The organism is Pseudoalteromonas sp. MMG024 (assembly GCF_021654175.1).
Classification (GTDB): Bacteria; Pseudomonadota; Gammaproteobacteria; order Enterobacterales; family Alteromonadaceae; genus Pseudoalteromonas.
In genome coordinates this window covers 340,624-358,002 of sequence record NZ_JAKFZO010000002.1, presented here as the reverse complement: position 1 = coordinate 358,002, position 17,379 = coordinate 340,624, and the positions used below count along the sequence as shown (strand labels likewise).

20 protein-coding genes and 1 pseudogene are annotated in these 17,379 nt (G+C 41.1%); 13 read left to right on the top strand and 8 right to left on the bottom strand.

The genetic code is table 11. The annotated features are described in order from the left end of the window. Window positions 1–74: 74 nt before the first annotated feature. Together L1068_RS03315 and yiaY are read right to left on the bottom strand one after the other, a co-directional pair. Window positions 75–308, bottom strand: a complete 234-nt coding sequence (locus tag L1068_RS03315) for a hypothetical protein (RefSeq protein ID WP_010558784.1) — start codon at window positions 306–308, stop codon at window positions 75–77. 240 nt (window positions 309–548) lie between these two features. Beyond that, window positions 549–1,697, bottom strand: a complete 1,149-nt coding sequence (gene yiaY, locus L1068_RS03310) for an L-threonine dehydrogenase (protein ID WP_237129068.1) — start codon at window positions 1,695–1,697, stop codon at window positions 549–551. Window positions 1,698–2,033: 336 nt separating this feature from the next. On the opposite strand from yiaY, the gene L1068_RS03305 reads away from it, so the two are divergent. The 5 genes and pseudogenes from L1068_RS03305 to L1068_RS03285 all read left to right on the top strand — a co-directional run bounded on the left by L1068_RS03305 (window position 2,034) and on the right by L1068_RS03285 (window position 5,443). Continuing rightward, window positions 2,034–2,198 (top strand): twin-arginine translocation signal domain-containing protein, encoded by a 165-nt coding sequence (locus L1068_RS03305; RefSeq protein ID WP_237129067.1) that lies wholly within the window; start codon window positions 2,034–2,036, stop codon window positions 2,196–2,198. A gap of 176 nt (window positions 2,199–2,374) precedes the next feature. Continuing rightward, window positions 2,375–2,974, top strand: a pseudogene (locus tag L1068_RS03300) (alpha/beta fold hydrolase); the annotation flags it as partial. Between the two features lie 247 nt (window positions 2,975–3,221). After that, window positions 3,222–4,133: a hypothetical protein gene (locus L1068_RS03295; RefSeq protein WP_237129066.1), complete on the top strand. Its 912-nt coding sequence runs from the start codon at window positions 3,222–3,224 to the stop codon at window positions 4,131–4,133. A 60-nt stretch (window positions 4,134–4,193) separates the two neighbouring features. Then, entirely contained in the window at window positions 4,194–4,691 is a 498-nt protein-coding gene (locus L1068_RS03290; protein ID WP_237129065.1) for an ATP-binding protein, read from the top strand. 119 nt (window positions 4,692–4,810) lie between these two features. Beyond that, window positions 4,811–5,443 (top strand): LysE family translocator, encoded by a 633-nt coding sequence (locus tag L1068_RS03285; RefSeq protein WP_237129064.1) that lies wholly within the window; start codon window positions 4,811–4,813, stop codon window positions 5,441–5,443. 187 nt (window positions 5,444–5,630) lie between these two features. Here the strand turns inward: L1068_RS03285 and L1068_RS03280 are convergent, their stop codons facing one another. From L1068_RS03280 to L1068_RS03270, 3 genes are read right to left on the bottom strand one after another with little or no spacing between them, the layout of a single operon-like run. Beyond that, the gene (locus L1068_RS03280) at window positions 5,631–6,728 is read right to left on the bottom strand and encodes a serine hydrolase domain-containing protein (protein WP_237129063.1); all 1,098 of its coding nucleotides are present in this window, start codon (window positions 6,726–6,728) and stop codon (window positions 5,631–5,633) included. 36 nt (window positions 6,729–6,764) lie between these two features. Further along, window positions 6,765–7,367, bottom strand: a complete 603-nt coding sequence (locus L1068_RS03275; protein ID WP_237129062.1) for a hypothetical protein — start codon at window positions 7,365–7,367, stop codon at window positions 6,765–6,767. 14 nt (window positions 7,368–7,381) lie between these two features. Continuing rightward, the gene (locus L1068_RS03270; protein ID WP_237129061.1) at window positions 7,382–7,612 is read right to left on the bottom strand and encodes a helix-turn-helix transcriptional regulator; all 231 of its coding nucleotides are present in this window, start codon (window positions 7,610–7,612) and stop codon (window positions 7,382–7,384) included. Window positions 7,613–8,058: 446 nt separating this feature from the next. Between L1068_RS03270 and L1068_RS03265 the strand changes: the two genes are divergently transcribed. After that, window positions 8,059–9,339, top strand: coding sequence for a carboxypeptidase-like regulatory domain-containing protein (locus L1068_RS03265; RefSeq protein ID WP_237129060.1), 1,281 nt, complete (start codon window positions 8,059–8,061; stop codon window positions 9,337–9,339). 165 nt (window positions 9,340–9,504) lie between these two features. Then, window positions 9,505–10,293: a hypothetical protein gene (locus L1068_RS03260; protein ID WP_237129059.1), complete on the top strand. Its 789-nt coding sequence runs from the start codon at window positions 9,505–9,507 to the stop codon at window positions 10,291–10,293. A gap of 48 nt (window positions 10,294–10,341) precedes the next feature. Here the strand turns inward: L1068_RS03260 and L1068_RS03255 are convergent, their stop codons facing one another. The 3 genes from L1068_RS03255 to L1068_RS03245 all read right to left on the bottom strand — a co-directional run bounded on the left by L1068_RS03255 (window position 10,342) and on the right by L1068_RS03245 (window position 14,226). After that, window positions 10,342–12,768: a TonB-dependent receptor gene (locus L1068_RS03255; RefSeq protein WP_237129058.1), complete on the bottom strand. Its 2,427-nt coding sequence runs from the start codon at window positions 12,766–12,768 to the stop codon at window positions 10,342–10,344. A gap of 68 nt (window positions 12,769–12,836) precedes the next feature. After that, window positions 12,837–13,730, bottom strand: a complete 894-nt coding sequence (locus tag L1068_RS03250; RefSeq protein ID WP_237129057.1) for a FecR domain-containing protein — start codon at window positions 13,728–13,730, stop codon at window positions 12,837–12,839. After that, window positions 13,723–14,226 carry a sigma-70 family RNA polymerase sigma factor gene (locus L1068_RS03245; RefSeq protein ID WP_237129056.1) on the bottom strand — a complete coding sequence of 168 codons (504 nt, stop codon included), beginning with the start codon at window positions 14,224–14,226 and terminating at the stop codon, window positions 13,723–13,725. Before L1068_RS03245 ends, L1068_RS03250 begins: the two co-directional genes overlap by 8 nt. Before the next feature lie 245 nt (window positions 14,227–14,471). On the opposite strand from L1068_RS03245, the gene sdhC reads away from it, so the two are divergent. The 6 genes from sdhC (at window position 14,472) to L1068_RS03215 (ending at window position 17,370) form a co-directional block, all read left to right on the top strand. After that, window positions 14,472–14,855 carry a succinate dehydrogenase, cytochrome b556 subunit gene (sdhC, locus tag L1068_RS03240; protein ID WP_237129055.1) on the top strand — a complete coding sequence of 128 codons (384 nt, stop codon included), beginning with the start codon at window positions 14,472–14,474 and terminating at the stop codon, window positions 14,853–14,855. After that, window positions 14,843–15,181 (top strand): succinate dehydrogenase, hydrophobic membrane anchor protein, encoded by a 339-nt coding sequence (sdhD, locus tag L1068_RS03235; protein ID WP_237129054.1) that lies wholly within the window; start codon window positions 14,843–14,845, stop codon window positions 15,179–15,181. Before sdhC ends, sdhD begins: the two co-directional genes overlap by 13 nt. Window positions 15,182–15,446: 265 nt before the next feature. Further along, window positions 15,447–15,914, top strand: a complete 468-nt coding sequence (locus L1068_RS03230) for a TonB-dependent receptor plug domain-containing protein (protein ID WP_237129053.1) — start codon at window positions 15,447–15,449, stop codon at window positions 15,912–15,914. A 72-nt stretch (window positions 15,915–15,986) separates the two neighbouring features. Beyond that, on the top strand, window positions 15,987–16,319 hold the full coding sequence (locus tag L1068_RS03225; protein ID WP_237129052.1) for a hypothetical protein: 333 nt from the start codon (window positions 15,987–15,989) through the stop codon (window positions 16,317–16,319). 26 nt (window positions 16,320–16,345) lie between these two features. Beyond that, window positions 16,346–16,903 carry a hypothetical protein gene (locus tag L1068_RS03220; protein ID WP_237129051.1) on the top strand — a complete coding sequence of 186 codons (558 nt, stop codon included), beginning with the start codon at window positions 16,346–16,348 and terminating at the stop codon, window positions 16,901–16,903. Beyond that, window positions 16,819–17,370, top strand: coding sequence for a TonB-dependent receptor (locus L1068_RS03215; protein WP_237129050.1), 552 nt, complete (start codon window positions 16,819–16,821; stop codon window positions 17,368–17,370). Before L1068_RS03220 ends, L1068_RS03215 begins: the two co-directional genes overlap by 85 nt. The last annotated feature ends 9 nt before the right edge of the window (window positions 17,371–17,379 follow it).

Sequence of the window (17,379 nt, the reverse complement as noted above, 5' to 3'; positions counted from 1 at the left end):
AAAGCTTAAAAAACAAAAAGGCCAGCAAATGCTGGCCTTTATTCGTCTGTATCATGTGTGTTAGCGTTTAACGCTTAATCTGCTTTAATAAAGCTCTTAATAGCTTGTAATGAATCAAACCCTTTGTAACCAAGAGATTTTAATTCATCGTTTACACAAAATAGCACGGCGCTGTCTTTATTCTCTTCTTCTTCAGCCATATCTAGGCAGAATTCATAAGAATCTTTCACTGTTTCTACGCTAGCTTGTTCTTCGCTTGCCCAAACTACAGTGCTTGCTAATGCCAATACCATTAAAAAAATCTTCATATTTACCCTTTTTCAATTAGCTGGATTGATATTTTTAACACCGACAAATTAGGGGTATTTTTGTTTTAAGTAAAACGATAGATATTTGTCGTAAAGGTAAAATTAATTTTGCATTTATGTAGAACGTAAAGGTCAACACGGGCTAAATGAGATAGCCAAGCAACATTATTATTAAGGCAAGAAAAAAGGTTAGCTGCGAATGCTAACCTTTTTATTTTTTAAGGAGTCATAGCATTATCACTACATTGCAGCGCGGAATATTTCTGCAATTTCTTCAGAAGTAGCCTGTATTGGGTTAGTAAATCCGCAGGCATCTTTTAGCGCATTTTCAGTAAGTGTTGGAATATCGTCAGCTTTTGCGCCTAACTGCTCAATACCTGATGGAATACCAACATCACTGGCTAAGCTAACAATTGCGTCAATTGCTGCATCTGCACCTTGTTGTTCGTTTAAATTGCTCACATCAACGCCCATTGCTTTTGCAACATCACGTAAGCGACTTGGAACCGCTTTGGCGTTAAAACGTTGTACGTGTGGTAATAAGATTGCGTTACATACACCGTGAGGTAGATCGTAAAAACCGCCTAGCTGGTGCGCCATCGCGTGTACATACCCAAGCGATGCATTGTTAAACGCCATGCCTGCCATAAATTGCGCATAGGCCATTTGCTCACGTGCATCAATGTTCTCGCCATTATTCACCGCTTCGCGCAAATGTGTTTGAATTAGTTCAATCGCTTTAATTGCAACAGCATCAGTGATTGGCGTTGCAGCAATTGATACATACGCTTCGATTGCATGGGTAAGCGCATCCATACCGGTTGCGGCAGTGAGCGAGGCAGGTTTTGCCAGCATTAGCTCAGGATCGTTAACCGATACTAACGGCGTGGTGTGTTTATCAACAATGGCCATTTTAATGTGGCGCTCTTCATCGGTAATAATACAAAAACGCGTCATTTCTGAAGCCGTACCGGCTGTTGTATTAATTGCGACAAGCGGTAACATTGGTTTTGCTGATTGGTCGACCCCTTCATAGTCGCCAATTTTGCCGCCATTTGCAGCAACAAGCGCAATGCCTTTTGCGCAATCATGTGGCGAACCGCCACCAAGTGAAATTACAAAGTCGCAATCATTGTCTTTTAAAATACTTAGGCCATCGTTTACATTGCTAACGGTAGGGTTTGGCTGGGTACCGTCAAAAACCGCCGTTGCGACATCGCGCTCGTTAAGCAGCGACTGAACTTTTTCGACAACACCAATTTGGTTCAGAATTTTATCGGTTACGATGAGTCCTTTTTTAAATCCTTTAGCTTGAATATTATCAGCGGCATCTTTTAAACAACCTGCACCCATTAAATTAACGGTAGGAATATAAAATGCAGTAGTCATAATGATTTGTCCTTTATTTAGTGAGAGTTACTTTATTGCGACGGTGATTGTCACATGCGAAACCTTTCGCCTTTTTGATTTAAAACAAATACCGCGCTTAGAACACTTAGACTTTAATCTAATGCGCTTCTATCGGCGTTTATTTGGGACATTTTGAGTGGCAGTGAAAATAAAAAGTGCTAGAAAAAAATAATCAAAACTTCAGTATGTTATGACACGTTTTATTACATTTAACGATTCCATCTCGTTTACGCATTGTTTTATCGTATCAGGCTTGTTAATTGAAATCGGGTGGCGTTTAAATAGTACGCAATAATAAAAAGGGAATACATAATAATGGCAGACCATATTCAGCAAGGAACGTCACGACGCCAGTTTATAAAAAGCGCTGCGGTTGGCACGCTTGGCGCATCTTTGGCGCTAACCTCAAAAGTAAATGCAAAAGAAAATAGCGGATTAGTATCGAACAGTTTTGACGAAGCGCCGTTTTTGCCTGTCTAGGGTCTGTTGATCTTTGCCGTTCTATTTTTGTTTTCTTTGAGCGTGCTTTTATCGCGGCGCTCGATGTGTGGCCTAGCAATCTAAGCGAATATCGAGCAACAATGAGAAAAGTGCGCTCAAAAGAACCGTTCGGCAGTGCTTATTCATGGCCTTATCAGTAAGATGCATTTGCGCAAGCTGGGTTTAGAACCATCGCATATTCAAGGCGCGGGCATCAAGGCTCGCCAATTAAATCGGCCGAGCAGCCTAGTACCGATGCCGATGATTTACTTGCGCTGATTAACCATTTAAACATTGGTAAATTTCATATTGTTGGCTTAGCAGCTGGTGGTTTCACGGTTACAGATTTTGCTGTTTCATTTGCAGACAGGTTGTTAAATATCACCATAGCATGCAGTTTGCTTGGTATGTGGGATAAGGATCTTGATGCCCGTTCAGATTTTATTTTGTCAAAAGGGTTTGCCGATTTGCCGCCTGAATTTAAAGAGCTGGGTCCCTCGTATCGCTTTGCCCATCCTGAGGGCGTAAAAGCATGGATAGCGATGGAGCAAAAGGCGAAAGAGCCCGGTCTTAGAAATCGTCAGAAAGATAAACATACCATCACATGGCAAAAGCTACGGGATCTTAACTTACCTATATTCTTACTAACAGGCGGTGCAGATCTGTATCAACCGCCCGCTCTGATGCGCGCTGCAGCAAGGCAATTACCGGGTTGTGAAACCTTAGTCGTGGCAGAAGCTGGACATGCATTGCAATGGGAGCAGCCAAATGTGTAACAGACACTTAGTGACGAACTTTAGCGTGATGATCTTTGTGGTCTAAATTTTGTTCAAATGCAAAGCTTTTTGATCGCGGCGTTGCTTTGTAGACCTAGTGGGCTAATTCAAGAAGTAACAACAAAGAACAAAACGCTTTGAGGTCAACAGGCGCTAATGATAGATGCAAATTTAACAGTTAAGGCTTTATTTTACCGATTGATTTTTATACTATCAAAGCGCATGTGCAAGTTATCAAGGAGTGATAATGAAAATTAAGCTACTGATTGTTATCGTACTTATTATGTTTGTTGCTAAGGTGCATTCGTCACAGGCGACCCTAGTGCAAAAGTCAGCTGAGTTTGCTAAAGCAAGCGAAGGTTTTCAATTACATTTACGCGAAAAATTTTTCAAATCTGAGTCTATTCCGTTTCAATCTAACCAAATACACCTAGAATTTGGCAGCCAAGCACCCTTTAAAGATTATGTGCTTGAAATAAAAAAAGGTAATAAAACTTGGTCAAGTGATCTGGTTCTATTTAACCAACAAGACAATGTGATTGATTTTAATGCGTTGTTATTTGGTTTACTCATTGACCATAGAGATATTCTTCATTTAACTGGGCAAGCTGGTTATGATTTTTACTTAGATTTGGAAAATAACCTAGCGGAAGACTTTAAACAATTTCACAACCAATACCAAAAAAGTCTAGAAAGCTATTTGAATTTTGTTGCTTACTCGCGTGATTTCACGGTGTATCAAAATCGCATTATGCCGCCTTCGGATAAGTTAAAAGCGTTAGCAACAAAGGTTAAAGTTGTACCGCCTGTTGCGCATCAGCAGTTAATCAGCCAATTTATTGATGCGATTAATAACCAAAATACTGCATTTTTGATGGCGCAGCACATTCCTAATGCAAACCAACGAGAAATAGACATTTATTCGCGAGGCTTAAATGTGCTTTACGAATATTTTGATAAGCTAGGTAACCCGAGCGATTTCAAAATAGTGCAATCGAGCGATCTTAAAACCTATTCAGGCCCTAAAAAAACCTTTTATGTAATCGAGCTACTCAACCATCAAGGCAGGCACAAAGTCGAAATGGAGTTTTTCTTTGCTGATATGTACGGTGAGCGATACATTGGCGAATATGACATCACCGGAGTGCATTTTAGCTAACAGCAGCAATTGAACGCGCAAAGTTAACGCTTTAATCGCACATTTTTTACAGGCCGTTTTATGAAAAACCTTGGTAATTTAACCTTTTTTTGCGGCAAGATGGGAGCGGGTAAGTCAACCCAAGCAAAGCTTATAGCGAAGCAAACGCACGGAGTGTTGATTTCTGAAGATGAATGGTTAAGTGCGCACTTCCCTGAGCAAATTAAGTCGTTTGATGACTATATTCATTATGCAAATCTGATAAAACCGTTTGTGAAAACGCATGTGCAGCGTATGTTAGCAACGGGTAGTCATGTGGTAATGGATTTTCCTGCGAATACCGTAAAGCAACGCGCTTGGTTGCGTTCATTGAGTGATGAAATTAATGGCCAACATAAAGTTATCTACTTAGATGTGAGTAATGCAACGTGCCTTGCACAAATCGCCAAGCGTCGTATTTCAGAACCTGAGCGATCGCATTTTGATACAGAAGCAATGTTTCATCATGTGACACAATATTTTGAGCCCCCGAAAGAAAATGAAGGACTTAACATAGTCCTAAATAAAAATGCGCAATAACATACTAAATTTAAAAGATAGTTTTACGTTAAGCTTGAAGAAAATGAGTGTTAATTTAAGCCCCCGAGCATAGATTAACCTGACATAACACCGCTTAAGAAACGAGAATAGGAAAATATATGGATTTTAACGCATTACTTATATTCGTTATTGCTTGCCTGGCAATAAATTTAATTCCCGGACCCGATGTAATTTACATCGTATCAAACACAATGAAAGGTAAAATGACAACGGGATTAAAAGCGGCAATGGGGCTAGGCGTTGGCTATTTTGCACATACCTTAGTTGCATGTCTTGGTTTGTCGGCGATAATTTTAAGCTCTGCACTGGCATTTACCCTAGTTAAGGTGTTAGGAGCAGCGTATTTATGTTACCTCGGTATTAAGTTGCTTTACGCGATGTGGCGTGGTGAAAGTCAGGTCGTGCTAAACGATAAATCACGCGCTTCAGACAATGTATTTTTGCAAGGAATAATTGTAAGTGTTTTAAATCCTAAAGTAGCGTTATTTTTTCTCTCGTTCTTACCGCAATTTATCGACACATCGTCTGCTGATGTTGCGTTTCAGCTGCTGCTATTGGGGTGTGTTTTCAGTCTATTAACAACGGCATGTAATTTACTTTACGCGGTATTGGGCAGTTGGCTGTTTAAAAGAGCAAATTCAGCGCGTTTTATCCGTGTTTTAGATGGCATTTCCGGCGTGCTACTGGTGGGCTTAGCCAGTAAAGTGCTGGTCAGTGACGCCACCAAGTAATCGGTGCCAGTCATGCTCTATTTTGTCACGTATTCTACTTGTCACTTTAGCTTGAGATAACCCGTTTACGGTAAACGAGTGCAAGAGCGAGCAAAATTACGACGATGCCTAAACCAATGGGTAGAAAGGCACTGCTAATCGCGCGTTCGAAGGTTAAAAAGTCGGGAATACCTGCTTGCCAAAAGGTCTATTCAGATGCGATCGCGGTTGCAAGATTTTCTCCGCCAGAGGTTAACACAATGATTGCATCGTGATTAGTTGGATTGAGGCGAAGTGCGCTGTTAATTGCGGGCTCATTTGCGCCATCATGACCGAGAATAAATTTACCATCTGGTAGCGGGGCATATAGCATTGCACCCATGCCCCAAATTGGCGCCCCTAATTTATGACCAAGTGGTTTACTTAATGTGTTGATGGCATTTTTAGTGTGTTTATCCGTTTGCTGTAAGGCCAATACAAACTGAGTAAGGTCATTAGTGCTAGCCAGTAACCCTGTTGCGGCAGGGCTTACATATTGATAAAAAGGCGCCTTGTTGCCGGCCGAATCATATGCGTGTGCCACATTACTGTGCGTTTCGATAAATGCATAATTGGTGCGATGCATCGAAAGCGGTTCGAAAACGGTTTTTGCCATAAAATCTTCAAATGACATCTTAGTCACATTCTCGATGATATGTTCTGTAATTAGGTAACCGCCGCCCGAATATTGCCACTGAGTTGCTGGTTCGAATCCGATTTCAAGTTTAACGTCACCGCGTGCGCCTTTTGGGTGGTTTAATGACTCAATTAAACTAGGCATTGGCTGGCTTTTACTCATGTCGGCAAAGCCTAAGCCATCGGTTAACCCCGAGGTATGGGACAGTAAACTGCGCAAGGTGATTTTATTATGATTGAAACTGGATGCGGGTAATTGCCATGCTGCTGTTAGGTAATTAGAAATAGGTGCATCTAAATCAATGTCGCCTTGTTGTGCCAATTGATACACACCATATGCGGTAAATAACTTGCTCATTGACGCCACAGGGAAGAGGCTATCGCCATTTACCGAATTTATTGATGGTGTGAATTGCTTTGACACAACCCGCCCATCTTCAATGATAACCATGGCAAAATTTCCTTTTGCCTCGTTTAAAAAGCGCTGTTGAACCCTGGCAATAAATGCGGCCGAATCACCTTGTTTGGCAAGCGGTGTTAACCACCATCCATTTAATGCGCCATAAAGGCAAACGCAACTCCAACTCAAAGTGAGTACAATAAAGCTTATAAGTACTTTAACTAAACGCATAACATATCCTTGTTTTGTTTCATTACCTTGTACGGCTTAAATTACTTCCAGTTCTTCTTTGTCTTTAACAAAGTAAATAGACAGTACCAGAAGTGCAGCAGGGAATAGGAATACGTTGGTGAAAGACAAAACAAGGGTCATTTGTAGAATGCTCATTAATAACATTAACACCGAGAACACTTTCAACAGTGGCGGCAAATGTTTGTTAATTAAACATACAATTGAAAATACAGCCGCGAATAATGTGTACAGCCCCAAAGAACCAAACGCTACCACCATCGCTACGATGCCTGTACTTTCTGAAAGCATATCTTGGTTGGTTAAGGCTAAATAAATATCAAATAACACAGTTGAGTGAAATATGGCGACGACTGCGGCCATAGCACACAGCAAAATACGAGCGGAGCGGGCATTAAAGTGAGATTTCAGGTGATTGCTTAAGCTCAAATAAACACACACTTCTAATGCGCCAATCAATACAAACAGTAAATCACGCCAATTGAATGTGAGTAGATCTTGTTTAAGAGCGACCTCAAAGCCATCAAAGGTTTGGCCCAAAAACGTGATCCAGTAAAATGGAAATAGCACTGCTAGCAAAGCAGCGGCCCCAGCGGATATAAAATTATCGCGAGAAGTCATAATACGTCCTTTCGTTATGTATCCAGATCAGCGTCTGAATGATCGTGCTCATATTGCAAAATATCGCCCGGCTGACAATTAAGCGCCGAACAAATTGCTTCTAATGTTGAGAACCGAATAGCTTTTACTTTGCCATTCTTAAGCAGCGATAAATTGGTCATTGAAATACCGATATCTTGCGATAATTGTTTCAATGAGATTTTATTTTTTGCCAGTTCTATATCTAGGTTGATTCGTATACTCATGCTTATAAATTAATCGTGAAATTTATGTTTGTCAAATAAAGTTTTATGATAAACATAAAGAATTTAATGTTTAACGTTTGTTTGAGGGTAGTGTAAAAAGCACGTTTTTGCGACGACTTGGGCTTTTAAAACGTGAAACTATTGCAATAATTTGATCAATTATCAAACAGTTGTTAGGCTGAATGAAGCATTGAGCAGTAGGGATGCATTTGTTTTTAAGTGGTACTTAATAAACTAAATAACCTCAGTTTTGGATGAGAGCGTTTTTACTGCTTTTGCGTTAATCACACACTAACTTGTATAAGTAGGTGTCACCTTTCTCGCAACAGTAAGCGATTTAAAAGCGCGTGTTCAGTTGCGAAACATCACAACTGCCTAGTAACGTCTAATCTAACTCTGAGGAAAACAACTCAGATTTAGGGAAAATAAAGATTAAACAGTTAGTTATGGCAGCGTTACTGAGCGCCGCTGCAATCTCACCAGCGAGTTGGGCGGGCACTCAGTCGGTTGAAATCGACAATGTGTCGGTTAACAACAAGCAAACTTGGCTCAAAGTTAAAGGTGAACTAAAAGGCTTTGGTAAAAATACGTCGTTAACCTTACGAGATGCCGACAATCTAGACGTTATTTTTCATTCAGAAATCGTGAAAAATAAACGCTTTAATACGAAAGTGCAAATTGATGACCTCATTTATGTGCCGTGTAAAATCGCCGCTGTTGCGAATAACAATACCACTTTAATTGATAGCGCAGATGTTACCGATGTTAGTGCTTGCGGCGGTTACAGTGCGACATTATCGGGTTTAGTGACGGATGAACCCATTCCATATGCCAGTGTTAGTGTTACCGTTAATGGTAATACCTTTACGACTACAGCCGATGAAAACGGCGCTTATTCGCTGACGATTTTAACCACTACACACGAAACACTTGTGAAAATAGAATCGTCGGCCTTTGATGCGCAAACTGGCGATGAAATTAACTTCGTTAATTTGTTAGGGTCGTTTGAAAAAGTACTAGAAGATGACTCTCATAATGTTACCAACGTAACAACTGCGAGTTACGTATTAACGCTTGCGGCAAATGGCTTTCAAGAACCGACTAATATTACTGAATTACAACAAGCTGAAACCGCAGTCGATGCATCACAGTTAATTGAATTAGCGGCGGTAATTAAATTGATTGTTGATGATGCGAATTATCAATTGCCCGATGGTTACAACAGTATTATTGAATTTGTTTCATCGCAAAATGCGGTTGAGAGTTTTATTGAGAACACACCCGAAGCAGATTTAATCGCAGCGCAAAACGCGATTTTAGCTGACAGTGACTTAGTGGCAGGGTTCGATGAAAGTGATATTCCAAGTTTTTACTACGCCATTGATACCGCCGAACCTGGGTATTTATCACGCAGTGGCTCAGCACTTAAATTTGACGCGACAGGTACTGGAAGCAAGCTCAGTTTTACCTCATGGAATGGGCAAGCAATTAACGCGGGCTATTCGTGGCAGGTTGCCAATGGCCGAATCGAAACAACTTATACCACCCCCATCGAGCAAGAATTACTCACTTACAATATTGAATCGCTTACCGGCGATCAGGCTGAAATTGATGCATTTTATGCAGGCGGTGGCGTAGATGACCAAATCGTGTTTTATCAATCAACGCTGTCGCAAAATTACACTCGTGTTGTTGATGGTGCGTTAGTTGATGTAATTAATGTTTAAACGCGCGTTGAAAAGCGAACGCCACCAATTCAATTAACGAATGGAGATACCTTAACGCTGCAAAATAATAAAATTGAAATCAGCAGTGGTCAGCAAACTTTTCGATCTGCGCTTGATATTGAGCCGATTGCGTTTAAAGCGGACTGCAGCAATAGCGTTGCATGTGTGCTTGGTTTGTGGGGCGGGCAATATAATTACTCGGAAGGTAAACGCGCTTATGATGATTATATTTATCCTACCACCTCGTACGCCGATGTAATTATGTTTGATTCAAATGGCTTGGCCAACGGCAAAATATCCGATATTACCGCAAACTGGCAGGTAAACAATGCGGGCCAGTTGGTGATCCAATATCCAAATGGCGCTGTACAAACGAGCGAAATCATAGACCAACTTGGATTAGAATACGGTGTGTTTTCTCAGTTCAGTACGCCAGAAGGTGAATTTGCTACCTATAATATTTGGGTAAAAGGGCAAACTAACTTTGTACTCGATAGTGCTTATTTGCAGCCAACAAGCAGCAACCATTACTGGAATGGTGAAATTAATTCGTGGATCCCGGGTTCGTTTGATAGTAATGGTTTGTTTATTCCTGAACGCTTATGGGGCTGGTTGTTTACCAGTCACACAGTGCAAAATATCGATGGCGTTGCTTGGCAGGGACCTGACCAAAACGGATTAAGCAGCATCAATTTTGTGCTAAGTGATACGGTGAGTTATCAGGTGGGGGCACAGAATATTGAAATTAGCCGTCTACCTTTTGCCAAACGTTATTGGTACCCCATCGCAAGTACCATTATTAACGGCGATAGAGTGTTTTACATTGTTGAACGTGAAGAGCGTGATGCGCAATTGTGGTTTGGCGGGCAGCCGGGTTACAACACTTTTATCCCATCGCGCATTAATATTGAGCGAGAAGTAGACAGAGCAAATTACACCAATGTAGCGCGCTAAAGCGTTAAGGGCGTATGCCCTTAACGCTTAATAAATTGACGTGTTAATTTACCAGTTATAGCGATAAGTGAGTTTCACCATCGCACCTTTCGCAGGAATATGGCTGGTATTAGCGTTAGAGCGTAATAATTGACTATAAAGCGGGTAATACTCGCGGTTAGTGGCGTTTTCTATACCAATATTTACAACGCTTTGGTCTAGTTCAATGCTGGCGAATAAGTCGAGTGTGGTATACGAATCTGTTTGATGGCGGCCAAAGCCGGTGTTACCATTTAAGCGGTAATCGTGGCCGTCAACATAGTTTAGTTGCGCTTGCAGATTGATGTTATCGAACTGATATTGGGTTGCGAATGTTGCTTTTAACGGCGCGATTCTAAAACCATTCATTTCGCGCCACTTGTCGGCGCCTTCAGGTTTTTCATCACCGTTTATTTTACTTACTAACGCCATCATGCTTAGGGTGTCAGTGAGGTAATAGTTTACGTCCAGCTCGATACCTGAAATTCGTTCTTTATCGCGGCGCAAATCTAAACCAAAGCCACTACTTTTAACGCGTCCACGGTCTGACGTTGAATTAAAGAGCGCACCATTAACGCTAACGTCATCCGATTGATAGTTAAAACCAATTTCAAAGTTATCTGAGGTTACGGGTTCTAGTTCACTGCTTTTGATGTCAAAATCACTTGATGCGTAGCGAAGTAGCAGACCAATATCAGGTAATTCGTACCCTTGGTCAAATGCGATATAGGTTTTTATATTGTCGGTTAGACTATAGTTTACGCTAGCGTTTAGCATAGTGCCGTCGTAGCTTTTGCTGCCACCATCAACAGAATTACCTTGGCCAAGGGTGGTAAAATCATCGAACGAAACACGAATATGTTCAAAACGTGCACCTGCGTCTACATCAAGGCCCCAATCTGTGTGGTACTTGTATTGCGCAAATGCGGCAATGTTATTGGTGTCGGTTTCTGGCATAAAGGTTTTATCTTCGAGTTTGACGAACTCTAAGCCGTTACTGTTATCAAATACTTCAGGGTCGTATGCTGTGATCGGCATTTTAGTTGACTCAAAATTACCATCTAGGCCATAAATAACGGTGTGATTGCTAATTGGCAGGCTAAATGCGCTTCTAAAACCAAGCACTTGCGCATTAAGGTAAACTTGCCCTAAATGATTCCAAGAGGCGAATGGGCGACCGTCAAACGGATAAAAGCGGGTTTCGTAGTCGCGATAATAAAGCTGGCCAGAAAACTGCTGCGACCATAAATCGTTGTCAACATAATGAAGATTAAACATTAAGTTGTCGGCACTATTTTGTTCAGCTAATACCAGGCCTTTGCGCGGTTTTGCACTTACGCTATGTAATGGCAGCGAGTTAACACTTGGATCTGACGCGAACTCAGTGTCTTGGCTTGAATCAAACCACATTACACTGGCAAACAGCTCTGCATTTTTATCAAACTGATAACCGACCTTGCCGTGAAGGCTAAATTGAGTGCTGTCAAACAGATCTCCTTGGCTTGGCTCTGGTGCAATTCTGTCACCATTTGCATCAAAATAGCCACCGGTCGATGCAATATCAAAGTCCACTGCAAACGACAGCTTATCGCGTTGATCAGCAATACTTTGACCAAGTTTATAAGTGGCGGCATCGCTTGAAATTTCAGTTAAGCTAGTGCTTAATTCTGCACGCGTTTGAGTACTTGATTGCTTAGCCGTTTTAGTTGTGATGTACATCACACCGCCGCTTGCGCCTGAACCATAAATGGCGTTACCACCACGTACAATTTCAATTGAATAGACGAGTGATGGATCAAGATTAAATAAGTCACGCGACACATTACGGTTAGTGCTCATTGGCACACCATCAATCAATACCAGTAAATTGCGCCCACGTAATGTTAAACCAAAATTCGTCATGGTTTGACTGGCAGGCGATACACCGGGCACTAGTTTGCCAATTACCTGAGCTAAATTTGCATTCGCGGCCATTGCATTAGTGATATCGGCTGCCGAAAAATAGCTGGTTTGACGTGCAACACTGGTCAGCCCTTGTTGCATACGAGAGCCATTTACTTGCACTACTTCAATGTTATCTAATGACGCAGTTGTTGATGGTTTGCTCGTCGTTTGTGAACGTTGATTTTGCGGTGCTTTTGCTTTTAGCACCACACCTTGCGGTGATTTCCACTCAGCGTATAAATTTGATTGGTTGAGCAAATATGTAAGGCCTTGAGCCGCTGTAAATTGGCCTTTAAGCGGTGCATTTTGTTGTTGGTTTAATAGCGCATCGTTTACAAATAATTGAATGCCAGTAACGCGTGTAAATTCAGCTAAACTTTGGCGTAGCGAGGATGCATTAATATCAAACTGAACAAGCTGATTGACACTTTGCGTATTGCCAAGCACAACAGGTGAATAAATTGTAGAAAAAGAGGCTGCTGAAATAGCTAATGCAAGTGGGAGGATTTTCATTTTTAACCTTAATAAAAATAATTCTTACTATCTATAACGCGTTAAAAATGAAAAACCGTAAATTATTTTTAATAAATTATGAGATCGTTACTGGCATTGCGCATTTGCTTTAAATTTAAGCTTTCCAATAACAAAGACAGCGCAAACTCAGGCGATTGTGTATTTACATTACCGGTTACTTTTAAATTTAGGTGTTGCTGATTAACGACGCTGATTTTGTAATCCACAAAAGGTTGTAACTGCTTAATTGCATCGCCAAGGGGAGTTGCATTAAAGATCAGTTTGCCATCACGCCATGCCAGTGCCGCATTAATTTCGCTTGCGTGCATTTTCAGCCAATGTTTATTTGATAAAATTAACCCTTCACCTTGTGTAAGTTGCTGCATTTGCTTGGTTTGGGTGTTAGTAACACTAACTTTATGCTCGGTTACAACCACTTTTGCAACGCCTAACGTATTGATCAAAAAAGACGTACCTAGCGCGGTGACTTGCTTATTATTAAACTCAACGCGAAATGGTCGATTAGCGTCGCTTGCGACATCAAACCAGGCATCTCCTTCAAGCAATTTGATTATGCGTTCGTTTTGGCTGTAAGCAACGGCAATTTTAGTGGCTTTTTTTAACTCAATTACCGAACCATCGCTTAAGGTTACAGGGCTTTGCTCGGCACTAAAGTACACCAATGATGGCGCACCTTTGCTGGTGTTGGGCGTTTTGACAAGCCAAATTGTCAGCGCAAATGCCACTAACGATAAAAACGCCAATGAATAACCTAAACGAGATGCTTTATTGCTGTTGCTATTTAGCAATATGTCGCGCTCAGCAAAGTAGGTATCTTGATGGTGTTTAGACTTTTTGCACCAAGCGACAAAAGCGCGCTGTTGCTCGTAAGTTACGTTGTCAGCGCGCATTTTTGTTAACCAGCGCTTGGCTTGTAAGCGAATTAACCAGCGTTTAATCATTATGCTGCGACCCCAAAATAAGCTGACGGCATTTGCTTTGCAAAGTCGCCAATGACTTTTCAACCCAACTCAGTGAGCGTCCTTTATCACACGCGATATTGCGACAGCTATCGCCATTGATTTTAGCGCGCCAAATTAAATCTTTCATTTCGGGCTTTTGTTTATCGAGCAGTTGCTGGATTTTTTCAATGGCCAGGTGCTGGCCAACATGTAGTTCTGGACAAGTATCGGCTTTAAGTGAATCCAGATCGACATCATCAACTAACTCTTTACTACTTTTGCGATAAAAATCAATTATTAAGTTGTTCAGCATGGTTGTGACATAGGCATTAATATTGCCAATGCTATGCCAGTTTTCAACGAGCATAAGCTTGAGATAAAGCTCTTGCGAAAGATCTTTTCTGGTTTCGCTACATGCTACTTTTTTGGCGAGGTGTTGCTGCATTAACGGCATGCAATGTTGATAAATTCGCTCGACATTATAGGGAGGCTGCATTGAAATCATTAAAACAGTCGATTTGTCGCTAATGCTAATGATAGCTATTATCAAAATCAAGCTTTATGTGGTCGGTGCACTGTGTTTATTAAATCCATTCATTTCAACTTCGTACAAAAACGTGTCGAACTTTGTCTGATTAATCATCAACACAGTGAGATTAGGTGTTAATTTAAATGTTCGAGATTGATAATGATTATCGTTAGTGTTAATTTGTTTTCACTCTATAATTTTGGTTTTATGTTATGAAAAATAAGCGGCCAGTCAATTTGGCAATTCATACCATGGCGTTACCCATTACTGCCTACGCATCAATTTTGCATCGAATCTGTGCAGTAATCATTTGGTTTTATTCAGTAGGTTTAATCCCTGTTATTTATTATGCGAGTCGCTCTCAACAGCAGTTTGACGAAGTGAAGTCCTATTTTTATGATGTATTTTTTATCCAATTTTTAGTTTGGGGTGGATTAACTGCATTGGCATATTATTGCCTTGCAAGTGTTAAACACTTTATTCAGGAATTTGGTTATTTTGAAGAGTTATCAGGCGGCATTGCGATTTCTCGCGTTACGATTGGTTTGGCATTGGTGTTAAGCATTATTGCAGGAGGCTGGGTTTGGCTAGTTTAAACATTAATCGTCACGGTACAAAACAGTGGATTTTTCAGCGGATCGCTAATTTATTTATTGTGCTACTTAGTCTGTGTTTTGTTTTTGTGTTTGCTACTTTTCCTGTCGACAATTATACATCGTTAATCGGCTTGTTAAACGCTAATTGGTTTAAAGTAATCGCCAGTATAAGCCTTATTATTTTATCGCTTAATAGCATGCTGGCAGGTTGGCAAATCGCAGGCGATTACGTAAAGGGGAGTTTCGTTAGCTATTTATTCAATACATTGTGTATTGTGGTAAGTGTAATGATTGCGGCACTTGGTAACTACATTATTTGGTTTTAACTCGTGTTTAACATTACTAGTGCACAAAAGTGCATGTGAAAAATAAAGCCTGTTTTTCAACAGGCTTTATTGTATTTAAAAGTGATATTCGAAGTTTGCGCCTATGGTGCTTGGCGGGCAATGCAATCTAATCAACGATCAGGCTAATTCGAAATTAGCGATGTTCTCTTTTTTATATTAAGGCACAAGCGGTAGCTGTGTGTTGGCTAATGCTTTCAAAATAATATGTTATAATGTATTGTTTTTTTAAACGGACCTTAAAACCATGAAGTTAAATAATGGCGTGTGCGCCTTATCCCTTTCTCTATTGACCCTCTCCCTTTATGCCAATACCGAAAAGTCACTCGAACATATTGAAGTGTTGGGCACACGTGCTCCAATGTATGATGCCCGCGATGTGAACGCCGCTGTCTTGGGCATTAAAGATCCTTTGCAGCTGCCAATTTCCATTCAGTCGTTTTCAGAACAACTTATCGATAATCAACTTGCGCGTACGTTAAGTGAGGTATTAAGTAATGATGCGTCGGTACAAAATACCTCAATAGGTACTGTGTTTGATTTTGTTAGTTTGCGTGGCTTTCAACTAGATTGGAATAATGGCCTGCGACGTGATGGTTTATCGCTAGCGCCATACCAAGATGTAGCACTTGAAAATGTTCAACGCATTGATGTGCTAAAAGGACCTTCGGGTGTGATTGCAGGGTTTAACAATCCTGGAGCCACGGTTAATTAAGTAACCAAACGACCTACCTCTGAGCAATTTATTGAGCTTGGAGCAGAGCTTAACAGCAGTGATGGTCGTTATTTGTCGCTTGATATGGGCGGCCCGTTATCAGTACAAAGCGATATGGGCTATCGTGTGAACGCAGCGATAGAAGATAATGGTGATTTTACCGGCGGTGATGACACCGAACGCTACTTTTTAAGCAGTGCATTTGATTGGCAGTTAAATGATCAGGTGCTTGTCAGACTAGGCTTTGACTATCACGACAAGTCGATTGTCTCGCAACCCCTAATTGGCTTAGTGTATGGTGAAAATGTGCAAACCTATTTACCACCTTATGTCGACACCCAAGAGGTACTGCTAGGCAACCTTGGGCGCTGTACGAGACAGAAACCTGTGTCGATTACTGGTTAAACGATAATTGGTAATGGGTTAATCAGGTGGCGCTAAGCAACAATGATCGTTTTACCATTTTCCCAGATATTTATGCCACATCACCTAAAGGAGAAGTACTGAGTGCTGCCATTTTGGTCACGCCAGATGAGTCGTTTAAAGCGCGCTCTGGCCACAGTTTTTTAAGTGGCGAAGTAGAAACCGGTTTTATAAATCATGAGCTGGCGGTTGGCGTAAGTTACCGTGATTTAGAGTCTATTTCGGGTCGTTGGTTCGAACTTGAAAATCCAGTTGCAAGCCTATTTGATCCTGTTTACACAACGCGCCCTGAGTTTCCAGAGATCCCAGATGCGAATCTAGAAAAATCGCGTGAAAGTGCGGTATTTATCACAGATATTGTGCACTTTAGCGATCATGTGTATGCAACCTTAGGAGTGAGGTATTTAACCTATCAGCGTGATAAAACAGCCCCTGGTGAGCAACGAGTACGCACAACGATGATAGTTATACAACACCAACGTTGGGTATTAATTACAACCCAAATGATGCGCTGGCATTTTACGGTATGTATACCGAAGGCGCAGGCGAAGGCGGCATTGCGGTGATAGGTAGTGGCGCTGAAAACGAACAGTACCTCGGTGCGCAAGAAAGTGAGCAAATGGAAGTAGGTGTAAAGTATCGCTTTAACAAGGCCACATTTAGCGCTGCGATTTATCAAATCGAAAAGTCATTGGAGTATCATAATCGCGCTACCAATTACTTTGTGCAAGATGGTGTGCAACGTCACCGCGGTATTGAGTTAAACGCCAATGGCGAAATTATCGAAAACCTATCGTTAGTATTCTCAACCAGCTTTATGGATGCTGAAATTAGAGAGCTTTCGGGGCAAGCGGAAATTAACGGTAATCAGCCACACAATGTGCCGAAAACACAAGGCAACTTGTTTGTTGATTATAACTTTACGTCGCTTAAAGGCTTGTCTGGGCTAAGCGCCAATATTGGTGTTTTTATGTTGGTGAGCGCCAACAAAACTTACAAAACAGCTTATCACTGCCAAGCTATACGCGCGTAAGCTATGACT

Bases quoted from the DNA above. Each gene is read 5' to 3' on its own strand.
- L1068_RS03255 (WP_237129058.1), bottom strand. From the start codon at position 12,768: ATGAAAATCCTCCCACTTGCATTAGCTATTTCAGCAGCCTCTTTTTCT.
- L1068_RS03245 (WP_237129056.1), bottom strand. From the start codon at position 14,226: ATGCAGCCTCCCTATAATGTCGAGCGAATTTATCAACATTGCATGCCG.
- L1068_RS03295 (WP_237129066.1), top strand. From the start codon at position 3,222: ATGAAAATTAAGCTACTGATTGTTATCGTACTTATTATGTTTGTTGCT.
- L1068_RS03290 (WP_237129065.1), top strand. From the start codon at position 4,194: ATGAAAAACCTTGGTAATTTAACCTTTTTTTGCGGCAAGATGGGAGCG.
- L1068_RS03305 (WP_237129067.1), top strand. From the start codon at position 2,034: ATGGCAGACCATATTCAGCAAGGAACGTCACGACGCCAGTTTATAAAA.
- L1068_RS03270 (WP_237129061.1), bottom strand. From the start codon at position 7,612: ATGAGTATACGAATCAACCTAGATATAGAACTGGCAAAAAATAAAATC.
- yiaY (WP_237129068.1), bottom strand. From the start codon at position 1,697: ATGACTACTGCATTTTATATTCCTACCGTTAATTTAATGGGTGCAGGT.
- L1068_RS03315 (WP_010558784.1), bottom strand. From the start codon at position 308: ATGAAGATTTTTTTAATGGTATTGGCATTAGCAAGCACTGTAGTTTGG.
- L1068_RS03230 (WP_237129053.1), top strand. From the start codon at position 15,447: ATGAAGTTAAATAATGGCGTGTGCGCCTTATCCCTTTCTCTATTGACC.
- L1068_RS03250 (WP_237129057.1), bottom strand. From the start codon at position 13,730: ATGATTAAACGCTGGTTAATTCGCTTACAAGCCAAGCGCTGGTTAACA.
- sdhC (WP_237129055.1), top strand. From the start codon at position 14,472: ATGAAAAATAAGCGGCCAGTCAATTTGGCAATTCATACCATGGCGTTA.
- L1068_RS03265 (WP_237129060.1), top strand. From the start codon at position 8,059: ATGGCAGCGTTACTGAGCGCCGCTGCAATCTCACCAGCGAGTTGGGCG.
- L1068_RS03275 (WP_237129062.1), bottom strand. From the start codon at position 7,367: ATGACTTCTCGCGATAATTTTATATCCGCTGGGGCCGCTGCTTTGCTA.
- L1068_RS03285 (WP_237129064.1), top strand. From the start codon at position 4,811: ATGGATTTTAACGCATTACTTATATTCGTTATTGCTTGCCTGGCAATA.
- L1068_RS03280 (WP_237129063.1), bottom strand. From the start codon at position 6,728: ATGCGTTTAGTTAAAGTACTTATAAGCTTTATTGTACTCACTTTGAGT.